General features: G+C 67.4%; 13 protein-coding genes. 5 read left to right on the top strand and 8 right to left on the bottom strand.

All coding sequences use genetic code 11. The features are described 5' to 3' along the window. Nucleotides 1–13: 13 nt before the first annotated feature. Complete coding sequence (locus MLG87_RS09710; RefSeq protein ID WP_243294980.1) at nt 14–532, top strand: KdsC family phosphatase; 519 nt, start codon at nt 14–16, stop codon at nt 530–532. 312 nt (nt 533–844) lie between these two features. Here MLG87_RS09710 and MLG87_RS09705 read toward each other — a convergent pair whose 3' ends face one another. Beyond that, nucleotides 845–2,938: a M3 family metallopeptidase gene (locus MLG87_RS09705; RefSeq protein WP_243294979.1), complete on the bottom strand. Its 2,094-nt coding sequence runs from the start codon at nt 2,936–2,938 to the stop codon at nt 845–847. Between the two features lie 83 nt (nt 2,939–3,021). Here MLG87_RS09705 and MLG87_RS09700 point away from each other — a divergent pair, with 83 nt between their 5' ends. Further along, the gene (locus tag MLG87_RS09700) at nt 3,022–3,996 is read left to right on the top strand and encodes a patatin-like phospholipase family protein (RefSeq protein WP_243294978.1); all 975 of its coding nucleotides are present in this window, start codon (nt 3,022–3,024) and stop codon (nt 3,994–3,996) included. A gap of 1 nt (nt 3,997) precedes the next feature. Here MLG87_RS09700 and MLG87_RS09695 read toward each other — a convergent pair whose 3' ends face one another. Together MLG87_RS09695 and MLG87_RS09690 are read right to left on the bottom strand one after the other, a co-directional pair. Next, nucleotides 3,998–4,558 (bottom strand): hypothetical protein, encoded by a 561-nt coding sequence (locus MLG87_RS09695; protein WP_243294977.1) that lies wholly within the window; start codon nt 4,556–4,558, stop codon nt 3,998–4,000. 26 nt (nt 4,559–4,584) lie between these two features. Beyond that, entirely contained in the window at nt 4,585–5,115 is a 531-nt protein-coding gene (locus tag MLG87_RS09690) for an SET domain-containing protein (protein WP_243294976.1), read from the bottom strand. Nucleotides 5,116–5,355: 240 nt separating this feature from the next. Here MLG87_RS09690 and MLG87_RS09685 point away from each other — a divergent pair, with 240 nt between their 5' ends. Next, a complete protein-coding gene (locus tag MLG87_RS09685) occupies nt 5,356–6,699 on the top strand; it encodes an alpha/beta hydrolase (protein WP_243294975.1) in 1,344 nt (447 codons plus the stop codon). Between the two features lie 19 nt (nt 6,700–6,718). On the opposite strand, the gene MLG87_RS09680 is transcribed toward MLG87_RS09685, so the two are convergent. The 3 genes from MLG87_RS09680 to MLG87_RS09670 all read right to left on the bottom strand — a co-directional run bounded on the left by MLG87_RS09680 (nt 6,719) and on the right by MLG87_RS09670 (nt 10,208). Beyond that, on the bottom strand, nt 6,719–7,360 hold the full coding sequence (locus MLG87_RS09680) for a protein-glutamine glutaminase family protein (RefSeq protein ID WP_243294974.1): 642 nt from the start codon (nt 7,358–7,360) through the stop codon (nt 6,719–6,721). Between the two features lie 90 nt (nt 7,361–7,450). Next, nucleotides 7,451–8,104 (bottom strand): cytochrome c family protein, encoded by a 654-nt coding sequence (locus MLG87_RS09675; protein WP_243294973.1) that lies wholly within the window; start codon nt 8,102–8,104, stop codon nt 7,451–7,453. A gap of 25 nt (nt 8,105–8,129) precedes the next feature. Next, complete coding sequence (locus MLG87_RS09670) at nt 8,130–10,208, bottom strand: S9 family peptidase (protein WP_243294972.1); 2,079 nt, start codon at nt 10,206–10,208, stop codon at nt 8,130–8,132. Between the two features lie 170 nt (nt 10,209–10,378). Between MLG87_RS09670 and MLG87_RS09665 the strand changes: the two genes are divergently transcribed. Then, entirely contained in the window at nt 10,379–11,185 is an 807-nt protein-coding gene (locus tag MLG87_RS09665; protein ID WP_243294971.1) for a hypothetical protein, read from the top strand. 37 nt (nt 11,186–11,222) lie between these two features. Here MLG87_RS09665 and surE read toward each other — a convergent pair whose 3' ends face one another. Beyond that, nucleotides 11,223–12,029, bottom strand: coding sequence for a 5'/3'-nucleotidase SurE (gene surE, locus MLG87_RS09660; protein ID WP_243294970.1), 807 nt, complete (start codon nt 12,027–12,029; stop codon nt 11,223–11,225). A gap of 71 nt (nt 12,030–12,100) precedes the next feature. Between surE and MLG87_RS09655 the strand changes: the two genes are divergently transcribed. Further along, on the top strand, nt 12,101–13,555 hold the full coding sequence (locus MLG87_RS09655) for an HAD-IG family 5'-nucleotidase (RefSeq protein ID WP_243294969.1): 1,455 nt from the start codon (nt 12,101–12,103) through the stop codon (nt 13,553–13,555). On the opposite strand, the gene MLG87_RS09650 is transcribed toward MLG87_RS09655, so the two are convergent. Continuing rightward, entirely contained in the window at nt 13,540–14,946 is a 1,407-nt protein-coding gene (locus tag MLG87_RS09650; protein WP_243294968.1) for a hypothetical protein, read from the bottom strand. The genes MLG87_RS09655 and MLG87_RS09650 overlap by 16 nt on opposite strands. Nucleotides 14,947–14,985 lie beyond the last annotated feature (39 nt).

Genomic DNA, 14,985 nt, shown 5'->3' with positions numbered 1-14,985 from the left:
CAGGAGGCCCCCCGTGGAGGACCTGGACGCCCGCGCCGCTAAGATCCGCCTGCTCTGCACCGACATCGACGGGGTCCTCACCGACGGCTCCCTGCACTACGGCCCGCAACCCGGCCACACGAAGGCCTTCCACGTGCGGGACGGGGCCGCCATCAAGCACCTGCAGCGGGCCGGCATCCCCGTGGCCTTCATCTCGGGCCTGGACGCCGGCGCCACCGTGAACCGAGCCCGGGACCTCGGCGTGGAGGACTGCTTCGCCGGCCACCTGGACAAGCTGCCCATCCTCGACCAGCTCTGTGCCAAGTACGGCCTGGCCTACGATCAGGTCGGCCACCTGGGCGACGACCTGCCAGACCTGCCCCTGCTCCGCCGCGTGGGCCTGGCCTGCTGCCCTTCGGATGCGGCGGACGAGGTGAAGGCCGTCTGCCACTGGACCGTGCCCGTCTCCGGCGGCCGGGGCGTGCTGCGCCAGGCCGCCGAGCGGATCCTGAAGGCCCAGGGGCGGTGGGACGAGATCGTGGGCCGGTACTAGCCCGTCGACCCGAGAGCCTCAAGAATCTCCACGAAGGGCACGGAGAAAAGCGGAACGCGAAGCGCGCGAATACGCCCTTCGGGCGTGCGAAGGGCGCGAAGAGAATCCGACTCACCGCGGGCATCTCTTCGCAGGTGGCCATGGCGACCCCTGGGAGCCGCCCGGAGCCGCCGACCATGAAACCGGACGCGCAAAGCGCGCCCGGGGGCCGGAGGCCCGGATGTCCTTGCCAGGGCGCTGGAGGATGCCTTCGTGGCCTTCGCGTATTTTTTCGTGTTCTTCGTGGAGGTCAGTAGAAGCCCGAGCGGGCCTCTACTTCAGGCCGCGCTTCTCCAGCAGGGGCTCCACCTTGGGATCCCGGCCGCGGAAGGTCCGGTAGAGCTGGGCCGGATCGATCGTGCCGCCCTTGGAGAGCACCTCGGCGCGGAACTTGGCGGCGGTGGCGGGATCGAAGAGGTTGCCCTTCTCCTTGAAGGCCTGGAATGCGTCGCTGTCGAGCACGGCGCTCCAGATGTAGCTGTAGTAGCCCGCCGCGTAGCCGCCCATGATGTGGTTGAAGTAGGGGCTGCGGTAGCGGGGCGGGATCTCGGCGAGGAGGCCCCACTTGGCGAGCGAGGCCTTCTCGAAGGCGGCGGTGTCCTGGGGCTTGGTGGTGGTCAGCGTGTGCCAGTCCATATCCAGCAGCGAGGCGGCCATGTACTCGGTGGTGGCGAAGCCCTGGCCGAAGGTGGCGGCCTTCTTCATCTTGGCCACCAGGGCGTCGGGGATCACCTCGCCGGTCTTGTAGTGCTTGGCGTAGAGCTTCAGCATCTCCGGCTCCATGGACCAGTTCTCCATGACCTGGCTGGGCAGCTCCACGAAGTCGCGCGGCGTGCCGGCGGTGCCCCGGTAGCGGCCCTTGTAGAAGAGGCCGTGCAGGCCGTGGCCGAACTCGTGGAAGAGCGTGCGCACCTCGTCGGAGGTCAGAAGCGCGGGGCGGTCGCCCGCCGGGGCCGTGAAGTTGCAGACGTTCACCACCACGGGATCCACCTGCTTCCCGTCCTTCACCCAGGCCGGGCGGTAGCTGCTCATCCAGGCGCCGCCGCGCTTGCCGGGGCGCGGGTGGTAGTCCACGTAGATCAGGCCCAGGTGCCTGCCGTCCTGCTCCTTCACCTCGAAGCAGCGCACGTCCTTCTGGTAGACGGGCATGTCCTTCAGCTCCGTGAAGGTGATGCCGTAGAGCCGGCCCGCCAGCGTGAAGGCGCCATGCCGCACCGCATCAATGGCGAAGTAGGGCTTCACCGACTCCTCGTCGAAGTCGTACTTGGCCTGCTTCACCTTCTCGGCGTAGTAGCGCCAGTCCCAGGCCTCCAGCTTCTGGCCGGGCAGATCCTTGGCCATCATGGCCTGCAGCTCCGCGCGCTCCTTCTTGGCGACCTCCAGCGCGGGCTTCCAGATCTGGTCCAGCAGGCCGTAGACACCCTTGGGATCCTTCGCCATGTTCTCTTCGAGCACGAAGTCAGCCCAGGTCTTGTAGCCCAGCAGCTGGGCCTTCTCCACGCGCAGGGCCGCCACCTGGGCCACGATGGCGTTGGTGTCGGTGTCGCCGCCCTGGTTGCAGCGCTCCAGGTAGCCCGTGAGGATCCGCTTCCGCAGCTCGCGGTTCTGGGCGTACTCCAGGAAGGGCCAGATGCTGGGGCCGTCCAGGGTGAAGAGCCACTTCCCGTCCTGACCCGCCTTCTTCGCCGCGGCGGCCGCGGCCAGGCGCGTGCCCTCGGGCAGGCCCGCCAGGTCCGCCGGATCCGTCACCACCATCTGGAAGGCCTTGGTGGCCTTGAGGAGGCGGTCGCCGAAGTCCACGCCCAGCTTGGACAGCTCGGCGTTGATGGCCCGCATGCGGGTCTGCTGAGCGGGCGTGAGCGCGGCACCGGCCCGGACGAAGCCCTTGTAGGTGCGCTCCAGGAGGCGGGCCTGGTCGGGCTCGAGCTTCAGCGCGGCGCGGCCGTCCCACACGGCCTTCACCCGGCCGAAGAGCTTCGCATCCAGGTTGATGTCGTCGCGGTGGGCCGCCAGGAGGGGCATGACCTCGCGGTTCACGGCCTGGAGCTTCGGGTTCGTCTCGGCGCCCGTGAGGTTGAAGAAGACCGAGCCGATGCGATCCATGAACTGGCCGGACAGGTCCAGGGCCACGATGGTGTTGGCGAAGGTGGGGGCCTCCTTGGCATCGGCGATGGCGGCCACCTCGGCCTTCTGGCGGGCCATGCCCTCCCGGAAGGCCGGGAGATAGTGCTCCTCCTTGATCTCCGCGAAGGGGGGCACGCCGAAGGGCGTCTTCCACTCCGCGAAGAAGGGATTGGTGGCGGTGGCGGGATCGGCGGCCAGGGCGGGCAGAGTCACGAGGGCGGCCAAGGCGGAAGCGGGACGCATGGAAGGCTCCTGGGGGGTCATACCCCACTCTAGCATCATCTTACGAGGGATCACTCCCCAGACGGGTCGGGTATCCTCGGGGCATGACCAGCCTCATTTCCTCGCGCATCGCCCGGGCCGGGGCCCTGCTGGGTCTCGCCCTGCTCCTGGCCTGCCAGCCTCAGGCACCCGTGGTGGTGCCTCAGGCGCCGCCACCCCAGGTTCAGCCCCCGGCTCCGCCCAAGCCGCAGGGTCCTCCGCCCAAACCGAAGATCGCCCTGGTGCTGGGCGGCGGCGCGGCGCGTGGCTTCGCGCACATCGGCGTCATCCGTGCCCTGGAGCAGGAGAAGATCCCCGTGGACCTGGTGGTGGGCACCAGCGTGGGCAGCCTCATCGGAGCCATCTACGCCGCGGACCGCAACAGCTTCGACCTGGAGTGGACCGCCTTCCAGCTCCAGAAGGAAGACCTCTTCGACTTCGGCGTGATCTCCACGGTGGCGGGCATGGGCTTCGCCAAGGGCGACAAGCTGGAGACCTGGGTCAAGGGCCACATCAAGCCCGCGAACATCGAGCAGCTGAAGATCCCCTTCGCCGCCGTGGCCACGGACCTCAACTGGGGCCAGAAGGTGGTACTGGACCGCGGTTCCGTGGCCCGCGCCGTGCGCGCCAGCTCGGCGATTCCCGGCGTGTTCCAGCCCGTTCAGCACATGGGCAAGATCCTGGTGGACGGCGGCGTGGTGGACAACATCCCCATCTCCGTGGCCCGGGCCAAGGGCGCCGACCTCGTCATCGCCGTGGACATCAGCGCCAACGTGGGGAACACGGATATCACCAACCTGCTGGGCGTGAGCCTCCAGGCCGCCAACATCATGTTCGCCCTCAATGTGGAGCACTCGAAGAAGGACGCGGACGTGCTGATCTCACCGGCCATCGGCGACGTGGGCACCCTGGACTTCACCCAGAAGAAGCGCTGCATGGAGGCGGGCATCGTGGCCGCCCAGCAGGCCATGCCCGCCATCCGGCAGGCCATCGACAAGTGGGTGGCCGCCCGGATGGCGGCGGCCACCCCGCAGCCTTGAGCTACTTCACGAACACCATGTCGCCCATGGGGTTGAGGTAGAACCGCTCGCCCCGCGCATTCTCCTGGATGACGCGGCCCTGGGCGTCCACGCCGATCACGGAGAGCCGCTGCTCGCTCTTGAATGCGTCGAACTTGATGTAGCCGGCGCGGGCCGGCGCCGCCGCCCGACCCGCTGGCGCGAGCTTGATGTAGCCCAGGGACTCGGCGCTGTGGAACTGCAGGTCGCCGGTGTTCGGCTCCACCTGGAAGTACTCGCCCTGAGGCGTCTTGAAGACGGGCCGTCCGTTCAGCATGCCCGCCACGGACAGGCTGCCCCGCCACTTCATGAAGGTGCCGGCGAACTTGATGGTATAGGCCGCGGCTTCGCGACCGGCGGCGGGGCTCTGGACCGCGGGCAGCGCCCGGGGGGCTGCCTGGCCGAGGGGCTGGGATGCGGGGGACTGAGGTTTGGGAGGCTGGGGCCGGGTGGCCTGGGCCGAGGCGCCGGAGGTGAGGAACACGCTGGCGGAGAGCATCGCGACCGCCGGAGACTGCGACTTGCTGCTGGGTTTCCGCTTCATGGATCCTCCTCCTGGGTGGTGCCGCATCAACCCTGCGGCGGGGTGGCCTGTGCGGGGGTGGCGCGCCCGGCCTTCGCGCGCCGCTTCGGGAGGGCCACCAGGGTGCCCCGGCAGGTCAGAGCCCCGCAGTGGCAGGGGAAGAGCTCGCGGCTCAGGGAGCGGGACAGACGGGATGAGCTGGCGGACTGCAGCTGGTAGTCGAAGGTCAGCTCGCGACCCTCCGGGATGTCCTGCATGGCGTAGACGTAGGGCGTCCCGTCGAAGATGTAGACCTCGCAGTTGGGCTCGCAGCTGTGGTTGACGAAGCGGGCGTCGTTGCCCCCCTCCGCACCGTCGATGGCCATGTCCTCGTCCAGGTTCAGGACGTACGTCAGCGTGCGCTCGCCTCGCCCGGCCGCGGCCAGCAGCTCGGTCTTGGCCACACGCCGCCCGGCATATTCGAGGACCCGCGTCCCCCTCGGGATCGGACGCTTGGCGAAGACCCCGGTGCCGTGGATGCCCGAGGCCTGGACCCGGATGAAGTCCCTGTCCGGTCCCGGGCCTTTGGTACTCGGCATGCCACCTCCTGGAGGCGCGTGGCGGAGTGGATGGAAGCGGCCGTCAGGACGGCGTGGGGGCTGATCGGCCGGAAGAAACCCCATCATGATCGCCCTCTGTCTGTGTGAACAGGAAATTCGGGTGGCCCCGATCGCTCTCACGGGGGGTGGCCCAGCGGTGATCCACGGACGTAGAATCCGGTCATCCGCAGAACGACAGAAGCCCCCTTCCCCTTCCGAGCATTCCGCGCCGAGGATGCCATGCCCGCGCCCCAGCCCCGACTGACGCCTTCACGGATCCTGTGGCCCGCAGCGCTCGCGGGGCTCCTCGCCGCCTGCGCCACCCGCCCGCCGGTGGTCCAGCCGGCCCCGGCACCAGCCCCGACGCCCGCTCCAGTACCCACTCCGGCGCCCCCGCCGCCGCCTCCTCCGCCCGCGCCTTCCGCCCGCCCCCCCAGGCCCGAGCCCTTGGTGGACGCCGAAGCATCCCGGCCGCCCGAGGACCGCCGCATGGCGGAAAGGGTCGAGATGCCCCGGCGAGCGGCTTCGTCGCGCCCGTCCCTGCCCCCTCCCCGTCCCACGCCCGTGGGGGCCAACCCCAACGTGGACCGGGACCAGGCCTATGCCCGCGTATCGGTGATGTTCGGCACCGACCGGAAGCTGGATCCTCGCACCGGCAGCTTCGGCGGAGGCCGCGGCGCCGGGATCGCCTACGGCGAGGTCATCGTCAGCGTCCCGCATGGGCACAAGACCGGCGAGATCGAGGCCCCGTCCCTCTGGAAGCTGGAATTCCGCGAGGACCCCCGGAAGCACATGGCCATCCTGGACTGGACCCCCCACTCCCGGATGGGCTTCCTGAACCGGGTGAAGGCGCGGGTCCAGGCGAAGGGTGCTTCGGGGTCGAGCTTCGTGTTCGTCCACGGCTACAACGTGGCCTTCGACGACGCCGCCCGGCGCACCGCCCAGATCACCTACGACCTGGACTACCGCGGCGTGCCCGTGTTCTACAGCTGGCCCTCCCAGGGCACCCTCCAGGGCTACACCACGGATGAGAACAACGCCCAGTGGAGCGAGGCGAACCTCAAGAAGTTCCTGGTGGATTTCGCCCAGAAGAGCGGCGTGACGGACATCTACCTCATCGCCCACTCCATGGGCAACCGCGTCCTCACGGGCGCCCTGCGGCAGGCCTTCGCGGAACAGCCGAAGCTCAAGGGCCGCTTCAAGGAGATCATCCTCACCGCCCCGGACATCGATGCCGAGATCTTCAAGCGCGACATCGCCCCCGCCCTGGTCGCGGGCTGCGACCGCATCACCCTCTACGCCTCCAATGGGGACAACGCCCTGCTGGCGTCCAAGAAGGTCCACGGCTACCCGCGGGCCGGCGACACTGCCGAAGGCATCGTGGTGGTGCCGGGCATCGAGACCATCGACGCCTCGGGCCTGGACACCAGCCTCCTGGAGCACTCCTACTTCGCCACGGCCCCGCCCGTGATCAGCGACATCCGCCGGGTTCTGCTGGACGGCCTCCGCGCCGCCCGCCGCGGCCTGGAGCCGCACACCGCGGGCGGGGGAGGCTACTGGAAGCTGAAGGCCGCGAAGCCGTGAGGGGCCGCCCGGCCCCCGATCAATGGGATTTGAGGGCCGCCGCGCGGTCGAACATGAACAGCTTGCGGTCGAAGTCGCGGTTGGTGCTGTTCATGTCCCGCAGGGACTCCTCGTCGTAGTCGGTCTGGACTTTCGTGCGGTCGTCGGGGTCGTAGGCGAACCGTGTGGTGAAGTAGGCCCGTGTCAGCTTGGCCTTGGCCTTCGCCAGGAGCCTGGCCTTCCAGGTGGCGTAGGGCACGGGCCGGTCGAAGAGCGAGGGGTCGAGGACCTGGGCCGTCGGGGTCTTGCCCTCCCGGACGAACACGACAGGTGCGACGTGGTAGGACAGCCCCACCTCGCCGAAGCGCTGGCTGTCCACGAAGAGCTCACCTTCCACCCAGGCCTTGGCCGCCGTCACGCCCCGGCCGTCGAGGAGGCGCACCATCTTGTGGGCCCGGGCATAGCTGCCGTCCAGCAGGAAGCCGTACGGGATGTCCGACCGCCCCGCCAGCTCGGCGAAGAGGTCCCCCGCCTCCTGCGGATCGATCACGGACACAGCGAGGTGCTGGCCGTTGTCCGGCGAATCCAGGATCTGGGTGGGCCGCGGATTGGAATGCGACCCCTGGGCCACGGCGACAAGGCCGATCTGGAGGGCCAGGACGAGGGGAAGGCGCAGGATCACGGAGGGCTCCGATCGATGGCGGACAAGGAACTGGGAGACCCTGTCCTGCCCCCTTGGCTCGGGGCGGGATCGAGGGTGGCTCCCCGCGGGTCAGCTCTTGTGGGCGTGGACCCGCGCGAAGAGCGCCGCGTCAGCCTTCGCGCCGTGGCACTTCCGGCAGAAGTCGAGGGTGGGCAGGACCAGGCCCGCGGCCTTGGCCGCCGCCAGGTTCTTCATGACGCCCATGGCCTTGTAGTCGGCGCCGTTGCCATGGCAGGCCTCGCAGTCGAGGCCCTTCTTCGCGTGGGCCGAGGCGGACCAGGAGTCGTGCTGGACGCGGTGGCACATTTTGCAGGCACTGGCCCCGACGGCGGCATGGCCGTTGTTCGCCATGGAGGGCATGGGGCTCGCCGCAGCAGGCGCCGGGGCCGCGGCGGGTGCCGGAGCGGGTGCAGGTGCAGGCGCAGGTGCGGGAACAGCGGTTGGGGCTGGAGCCGGCGCTGGAGTTGGCGCCGTCGCGGGCGCTGTCTGGGCGGCGGCCGGTTTCGGAGCCGTCTCGGCGGCCTTGGGAGCCGGGGCCGGAGTCGATGGCTCCGCCTTCGTCCCAACAGGGGCCGGCTGGGCGGCAGGTTGGGCCGCGGGCGCACCAGCGGCCGGGGTCGTGCCCGGAGTTGTGGCCGGCGCCGTGGCCGGAGCCGGCGCCTCCTTCTCCGCGCAGGCCAGCAGGCAGGCAAGCATCAGGGCAGGCAGGGCCGATCGACGCATGGTTTCTCCGGGGACTGACCCGATGCTACTTCCCGGCGTTCCCGAATGCCAGGTTCCGCACCAGGTCCTCTGTCTTCCAGGGGGCGGCGCCGCCGCCCAGGTACTTCTGGAACCACTCGAGGTGGGCGTTGTAGTAGACGGGCATGGACTTCAGGTTGTCCGGCCAGTGGCCGTCGTTCTTGAAGACGATGAGGCGGCTGGGCACGCCCATCTCCTGGAGGTCCGTGAAGAACTGCAGGCTCTGGGTGTAGGGCACGCGGTAGTCGCGCTCGCCGGTGATGACGAGGCAGGGCGTCTTGAAGGCCTTCACGTGGCTGCTGGGGTTCATGCGCTCGTAGGCCGCGGCCTTGTCCCAGGGCGTGCCTGTGAGGTCGTGCTCGGGGAACCACAGCTCCTCGGTGGCGCCGTGCATGGAGCGCAGGTCGTAGACGCCCATCATGGCGGCGATGGCCTTGAAGCGCGTGGTGTGGCCCTCGAGCCACATCATGGCGTAGCCGCCCCAGCTCCAGCCCATGGCGCCCATGCGGTCCTTGTCCACGTAGGGCAGCGCCGCGAGGTGATCGGCCACCTTCGCGATGTCCGTCTGCACCTTGCCGTCCCAGTCGCCGCTGATGGCGTCCGTGAAGGTCTGGCCATAGCCGGTGGAGCCGTGCGGGTTCGGGAAGGCCACGATGTAGCCCGCGCCGGGATACACCTGCCAGTCGCCGCGCAGCGTGTCCGACCACATCATCTGCGGACCGCCGTGGACGTTGAGGATGAGCGGGTACTTCTTGGCGGGGTCGAAGCCATGGGGCTTCACCAGGAACACCTGAATGTCCTTGCCGTCCGCGCCCTTCACCCACTGCTCCTCCGCGGGCCGGATGTCGACCTCCTCGGCCACGGCCTGGTTGAAGGCGGTGAGGCGCTTCAGCTCCTTGCTGCCGAAGGCATAGCGCCAGACCTCCACGGGCTCGCCCACGCGGGTCTTGCTGAGGAAGACGGCCTTCTCGTCGGGGCTCACCTGGAACTCGCGGATGCTCTGGCCCTCCAGCATGCGGGCGGTCTTCCCCGTGGCCACCTCCACGCGGAACAGCGGCCAGCGGCCCTTCTCCTGCACGGTGAACCAGATCGCCTTGCCGTCGGCGGACCACTGGAAGGCGTCCACCCAGTTGTCGATGGCCTCGGTCAGGACCTTCCGGGCCTTCGTCTGCCGGTCGTAGACGGCCAGGCGGAAGCGGTCGGACTCGTGGCCGGGCTTGGTCTGGAAGCGGTAGGCGATGTAGCGGCCGTCCGGCGAATACTTGGGATCCTGGTCGGCGGCGGGGTTGTCGCCGGTGATGCGCTTCGGCGACCGGTCGCCCTCCAGGGAGATCAGGAATAGGTCCTGGTTCGTGCTGCGGGCCGGCACGGGATCGGTGTTGGTGGTGACGCAGACCTCCTTGCCGTCGGGGCTCAGGTCCCAGGTCTGCCAGAAGGCGGGGAAGTCCTGGGCGCCGCCGGTGAGGGCCTCGACCTTGCCTTCGAAGGTGGCCTTGAAGAGGTGGCTCACCTGGAAGTCCCGCCACTCGGTCCAGTGGCGGTAGAGCAGCGAGTCCGCCAGGTGGGCCTGCACGGGCCCCTTCTCCAGCTTGTCGGCCAGCTCCTTCTGCTTGGCGCCGTCCGCCATGGCCTCGGGGAAGACAGAGGCCTCGAACACCACCTGGTTCCCGCCGGGCATCAGCCTGGGCGCGCCCACGCCGGCCTCGAAGCTGGTCACCTTGCGCGCCTCGCCGCCGGCGAGGTCCAGGGCCCAGAGCTGGCTCCCGCCCGCGCGGCTGGAGAGGAAGTAGAGGGTCTTCCCGTCCTTCGACCACTGCGGCGCCGTGTCGGACTTGCCTGAGAAGGTGAGCTGCCGCGTAGCGCCCGTGGCCGTGTCGAGCAGCCAGATTTGCGTGTTCCGCGTGGAGGCCTTCAGGTCCTGGGTGGACACTTCGAAGGCCAGCTTCGACCCGTCCGGACTCAGGGCCAGGTGCTGCACGCCCTTGAGGCGGTAGAGGTCCTCGATGGTGAAGGCTCGCTTCCCTGCGGCGGCCACGGGGAGGGCAAATACGAGGGCCGGAACCAGGAATCGGATCATTAGGGTCATGGAGCCTCCGAAGAGAACGCTCAGGATCGCACAGCGTCCTCGTTCCGCTAGGTGGTTACCATTGAGGCTTAGCACCTCCAAAATCCTCTGCCAAAATGTTATTGACCCATTCTAAAAATGGAGCACCATCACTATAAATTCCGATTCTACAAAAGCATTTAGGAGCAACCATGAGTGAAGAAAAAGCGCGTTTTTCAATCGAACAATACAATATTTTTGGTTACCTCTTGCCAGGAATGATGTTTTTGTGTTTCTTCATTCTACACAGTAAAACATTAATAAATTTTACACTAAATCTGTTTTCTTACAATATGGAGAAAAATTTTTGGGTATTTGCCTCAATTTTTTATCTAATTATAGCATATATTATGGGACACATTCTTGCCTCAATATCGAGCCTCATTATAGAAAACATATTTGTTAGGGGATTACTTGGGTACCCGACCGAACACCTTATTCCTTACGAACAATTTAACAAGCACAAATCAAAAATGCTGCAAGCCACGCGACTAGGTAAAAGACAATTATTGTCTTCTCAAAAAAAATCAACTCACTATATTAAAAAAATCGCTCGAATTGTACCCAAATTGATAATGCATGATTATTTTCAACCGTACGACAGCAATTTTTCGAACCATTTACTGACAAAATTCCATTCAATATTTCGATTTTCTCCGAATCAAAAAGAACTTTATTGGTTGGCTTTTTCAAAAGTCGCCCAACACCATCCCCAAGGATATCGTAGGTCTATGAATTTTGTAGGATTATATGGATTTGCCAGAAATTCTATAGTCGCGCTCATATATGCTGCGTTTAACCCACCCCAGCATTACTTTTTCCAATCCGGCATGATTCCGTCGGGATGGAAGCCAACTCTAATAGTTCTCTCTATAGTTATGTTTTTAAATTATTTGCACTTATTAAAAAGACACAACTCTGAGGTTTATATATCGTTTGCAGCAATCAGCGACGAATAATATCCATTAAAACAAATCAGCGCATTACAGGTCACCTTCACTCCCCGAGTGCCTCGCGGATAGTGCCGAAATCGGCGCGGGAGGTGGCGTCCAGACTCAGGGGCGTGACGGCCACCACGCGCTCGCGGACGAGGGCGTGGACATCGGAATCCGGCTCCAGGGCGTCATGGTCCACCTGCACGGTGACGCGCCCGTCCTTCAGGCGGCTATGGAGGCCCGGATCCTCGAAGGCGAGCTCGAAGTAGCGCTGCCGCGAGAGCCGGCTCAGGCGCCAGGGGGTCTCCGGCGTGGCGTCCTCGGGCACGTCCAGCTTCAGCAGGTCCACGTCCTGCGGCAGCCGGGCGCGCACGAGCTTCCGGGCGAAGAGGCGCAGGAAGTGCTCTGCGGCACCCCAGTCGCGGGACTCGTGGCGCATGAAGTGGTCGGGGTGCATCTGCTGGGAGGCCGCCAGAGCCGGAATGCCGCGGGCGGCGGCCTCCATGGCCGCGCCCACCGTGCCCGAGGCGCCGATGCTGATGCCCACGTTCTCGCCGTAGTTGATGCCGGAGACCAGCAGGTCCGGACGGCGGTCCCGGCACAGGAGGTGTAGGCCGTGGCGCACCACCGAGGCCGGCGAGCCCTCGCAGGCGTAGGCCTGGACCGCCGCGCCGTCCACCTCGAAGGATACGGGCTCCAGCGCCGCGTCGGGCCGGCCCGTGAAGCTGCGGCCCATGGCCGTCTGCTGCGTCGCCGGCGCCACCACCAGCACCTCGCCCAGGTCGCGCACGGCCCGCACCGCCGCCCGGAGGCCCGGGGATCCGATGCCGTCGTCGTTGGTGAGGAAGAACAGGGGGCGGTGGGTCATGCGTGGGCTCCGCCTCCAGACTGGCCTCCGGGAGAGCCTGCGTCCACCATCCGCCCTTGGTATCCTGCCCCATGGCCGAACCCGCTCCCTCCGCGCCCCTCGTCCCACCCCGCGGCCGCGGCATCTTCTGCAACCGGACGCTGAACCTGCGGTCCGTGCGGGCCATCGGCTACGACATGGACTACACCCTGGTGGACTACCGGGTGGCGGCCTTCGAGCAGATGGTCTACGACCAGGCGGTGGCGCGGCTGGGCTCCGAGGGCTGGCCCGTGGACACGCTCCAGTTCGACCCGCGCATGGTCACCCGCGGCCTCATCGTGGACACGGAGCTGGGGAACCTGGTGAAGGCCAACCGCTTCGGCTTCGTGAAGCGGGCCATGCACGGCACGCGCATGCTGGAGTTCGGCGAGCAACGGGACGCCTACACGGGCACGCTGGTGGATCTCTCGGATCCCCGCTGGGTCTTCCTCAACACGCTGTTCTCCCTCTCGGAGGGCTGCCTCTTCGCCCAGGCCGTGGACCTGCTGGACCGAGGCGCCCTGCCCCGGCCATTCGAGTACGCCAGCCTCTACCGGCACGTGCGCTCCCGCGTGGACGCCCAACACCTGGAGGGCCACCTGAAGGCGGAGATCGCCGCCGCGCCCGAGCGCTACGTGGTGCAGGACCCCGAGGCCGCCCTGGCCCTGCTGGACCAGAAGGCCGCGGGCAAGAAGCTGATGCTCATCACGAACTCCGAGTGGAGCTTCACCGCGAAGATGATGGCCCATGCCTACGATCGCCACCTGCCGGAGGGCATGACCTGGCGCCAGCTCTTCGACCTGGTGATCGTGGCCGCCCGGAAGCCGGCCTTCTTCACGGAGCGCGGCCCCTTCTTCGAGGTGGTGGACGAGTCCGGCCTCCTGCGCCCCCTCATGGGCCCCCTGCGCCCCGGCGGGCTCTACCTGGGCGGCAGCGCCTCCCAGGTGGAGCGGGACCTGGGCATCGCCGGCGACGAGATCCTCTACGTGGGCGATCACATGTTCGGCGACGTGCATGTGAGCAAACGCACCCTCAGCTGGCGCACAGCCCTGGTGCTGCGGGAGCTGGAGCGCGAGGTGGAAGCCCTGGAGACCTTCCGCGAGACGGAGCTGAAGCTCATGGCCCTGATGCGCGAGAAGGAGACCCTGGAGGCCCGGCTCTCCCGGGCGCGCCTGGCCCTCCAGCGCCTCCACGCGGGCTACGGCCCCGCACCGGCGGCCGACGCCGCCGCGCTGGAGGCCCGGCTCCAGGACCTGCGGGGCCAGCTGGTGGCCCTGGACGCCGAGATCGGGCCCCTGGCCAAGGCCGGATCCGAGTTGGTGAACGCCCGCTGGGGCCTGCTCACCCGCGCCGGCAACGACAAGAGCCACCTCACCCGCCAGATCGAGCGCTACGCCGACATCTACACCAGCCGCGTGTCGAACTTCCTCCACGCCACGCCCTTCGCCTACTTCCGCTCGCCCCGGGGCAGCCTGCCCCACGATCCCGTGGATCAACGACCCGTGTAGACCGTGATGCCGTAGCGCTCCGGATCCCAGGGTGGGTCGCTGTTCCAGTGACCGTAGGCATGGCTGTCGTCCGTGCGGAAGCGCATGGTGTAGGTCCCCTTGGCCAGGTGGACCACCTCGTCGGCCAGACGGTTCTTCGTGGCTCCGCCGGCATGCCGCGTCTGATCGTACGCCATGGTCCAGACGCGTTTCCCCGCGGCATCCTCGATCCAGGCCTCGTCGGCCATCCCGTCGCCGCTGCCTTCGGCGATGGCATAGACCCGCACATCGCGGGCTGCCCCGAGGGTGAAGGCCGCGCTGCGGTCCTGGCCGCTGCCCACCCGCACCAGCTCCGCCAGCGCGGTCCAGGCCAGGGGCTTTGTCAGGGAGATGGCGGCCAGGTCCGCCTCCGAGGGCGCCGACAGCGTCAGGCCGTACATCCCGGGATCGCAGGGCGGCGCGGCGTTCCAGTCCGCGGGGGAGTGGGAGTCGTCCGTGACGAAGGCCGCTTCGTAGTCGCCGGGCGGGAGCGTGACCGTCTCCACCTGGCGGCGGTTCTTCCGCGCCCCGCCGGCGAACTGGGCCTTGTCCATGCTCATCTCCCACACGCGGACGCGGGTGCGGGCGTTGAGGATCCAGCCGTAGTCGTGCATGCGCCGGCCGCTTCCCTCGCCCTCGGCGTAGACGTGGAGCGTCACGGGCTTCCGGACATGGAAGGCCTGGGACCACTGGCCCCCATCGGTGGTGGCGGCCAGGGACACGAGGACGTTCTTCCAGCGCAGCGGGGCCTCGAAGGCCGCCACCTCAGCGGGGTTGCCGCCTGGCAGATAGATCTCCAGTCCGTAGTTCCCCACCTGCTCCTTCCAGTGGCGGAGGAGGCTGGTGCGGTCCGCTCCGAAGGCCGCCAGGAAGCCCCGGGGGCGCTGGGCCTGCTCTGAGGCCAGGCTGCGCCGGTCGATGTTGCGGGTCCACTGGGCGAGCAGCAGGCTCTGGCCGAAGCCGTGGTTGGCGAAGTAGGTCTCGTAGCTTCCGGCGGGCAGGTCCAGGTACTGGTCCGCCACGCGGTAATCCCAGTCCCGTTTCGTGTTCGCACCGTCCATCTGCCACACCACTTCGCGGGTGCTGGCGTTGAGGATCCAGCCGTAGGCGAAGAGGGGCTCCTCAGGCCGGGCGTGGACCAGGCGCCGGAGACCTCCGCCCTTGGCGTAGACGTGGATCTTCATGGGCCGCGGCAGGGTGAAGCCCTGGCTCTTCACCTCGACGGCCTCGAAGCCCTTCAAGGAGACGATGCGGGGTTCCGACTCGGCGGCGCGCAGGGAGACCGCCCCGAACACCAGGGCCAGGATGAACGCCGTGATGGCCTGCACCGTTCGGACCAGGGCGGCGGCTTCGGACATGAGGAAGGACGACATGGAACCCCCGACGGGACGCCTCCAAGGTAGGCCTGGTCG

This window comes from Geothrix mesophila, assembly GCF_022808835.1.
GTDB classification, from domain to species: Bacteria; Acidobacteriota; Holophagae; order Holophagales; family Holophagaceae; genus Geothrix; species Geothrix paludis.
This window is presented reverse-complemented; position numbering and strand designations above follow the sequence as displayed.

Bases quoted from the DNA above. Each gene is read 5' to 3' on its own strand.
- MLG87_RS09700 (WP_243294978.1), top strand. From the start codon at position 3,022: ATGACCAGCCTCATTTCCTCGCGCATCGCCCGGGCCGGGGCCCTGCTG.
- MLG87_RS09650 (WP_243294968.1), bottom strand. From the start codon at position 14,946: ATGTCGTCCTTCCTCATGTCCGAAGCCGCCGCCCTGGTCCGAACGGTG.
- MLG87_RS09685 (WP_243294975.1), top strand. From the start codon at position 5,356: ATGCCCGCGCCCCAGCCCCGACTGACGCCTTCACGGATCCTGTGGCCC.
- MLG87_RS09665 (WP_243294971.1), top strand. From the start codon at position 10,379: ATGAGTGAAGAAAAAGCGCGTTTTTCAATCGAACAATACAATATTTTT.
- surE (WP_243294970.1), bottom strand. From the start codon at position 12,029: ATGACCCACCGCCCCCTGTTCTTCCTCACCAACGACGACGGCATCGGA.
- MLG87_RS09690 (WP_243294976.1), bottom strand. From the start codon at position 5,115: ATGCCGAGTACCAAAGGCCCGGGACCGGACAGGGACTTCATCCGGGTC.
- MLG87_RS09675 (WP_243294973.1), bottom strand. From the start codon at position 8,104: ATGCGTCGATCGGCCCTGCCTGCCCTGATGCTTGCCTGCCTGCTGGCC.
- MLG87_RS09655 (WP_243294969.1), top strand. From the start codon at position 12,101: ATGGCCGAACCCGCTCCCTCCGCGCCCCTCGTCCCACCCCGCGGCCGC.
- MLG87_RS09670 (WP_243294972.1), bottom strand. From the start codon at position 10,208: ATGACCCTAATGATCCGATTCCTGGTTCCGGCCCTCGTATTTGCCCTC.
- MLG87_RS09705 (WP_243294979.1), bottom strand. From the start codon at position 2,938: ATGCGTCCCGCTTCCGCCTTGGCCGCCCTCGTGACTCTGCCCGCCCTG.
- MLG87_RS09695 (WP_243294977.1), bottom strand. From the start codon at position 4,558: ATGAAGCGGAAACCCAGCAGCAAGTCGCAGTCTCCGGCGGTCGCGATG.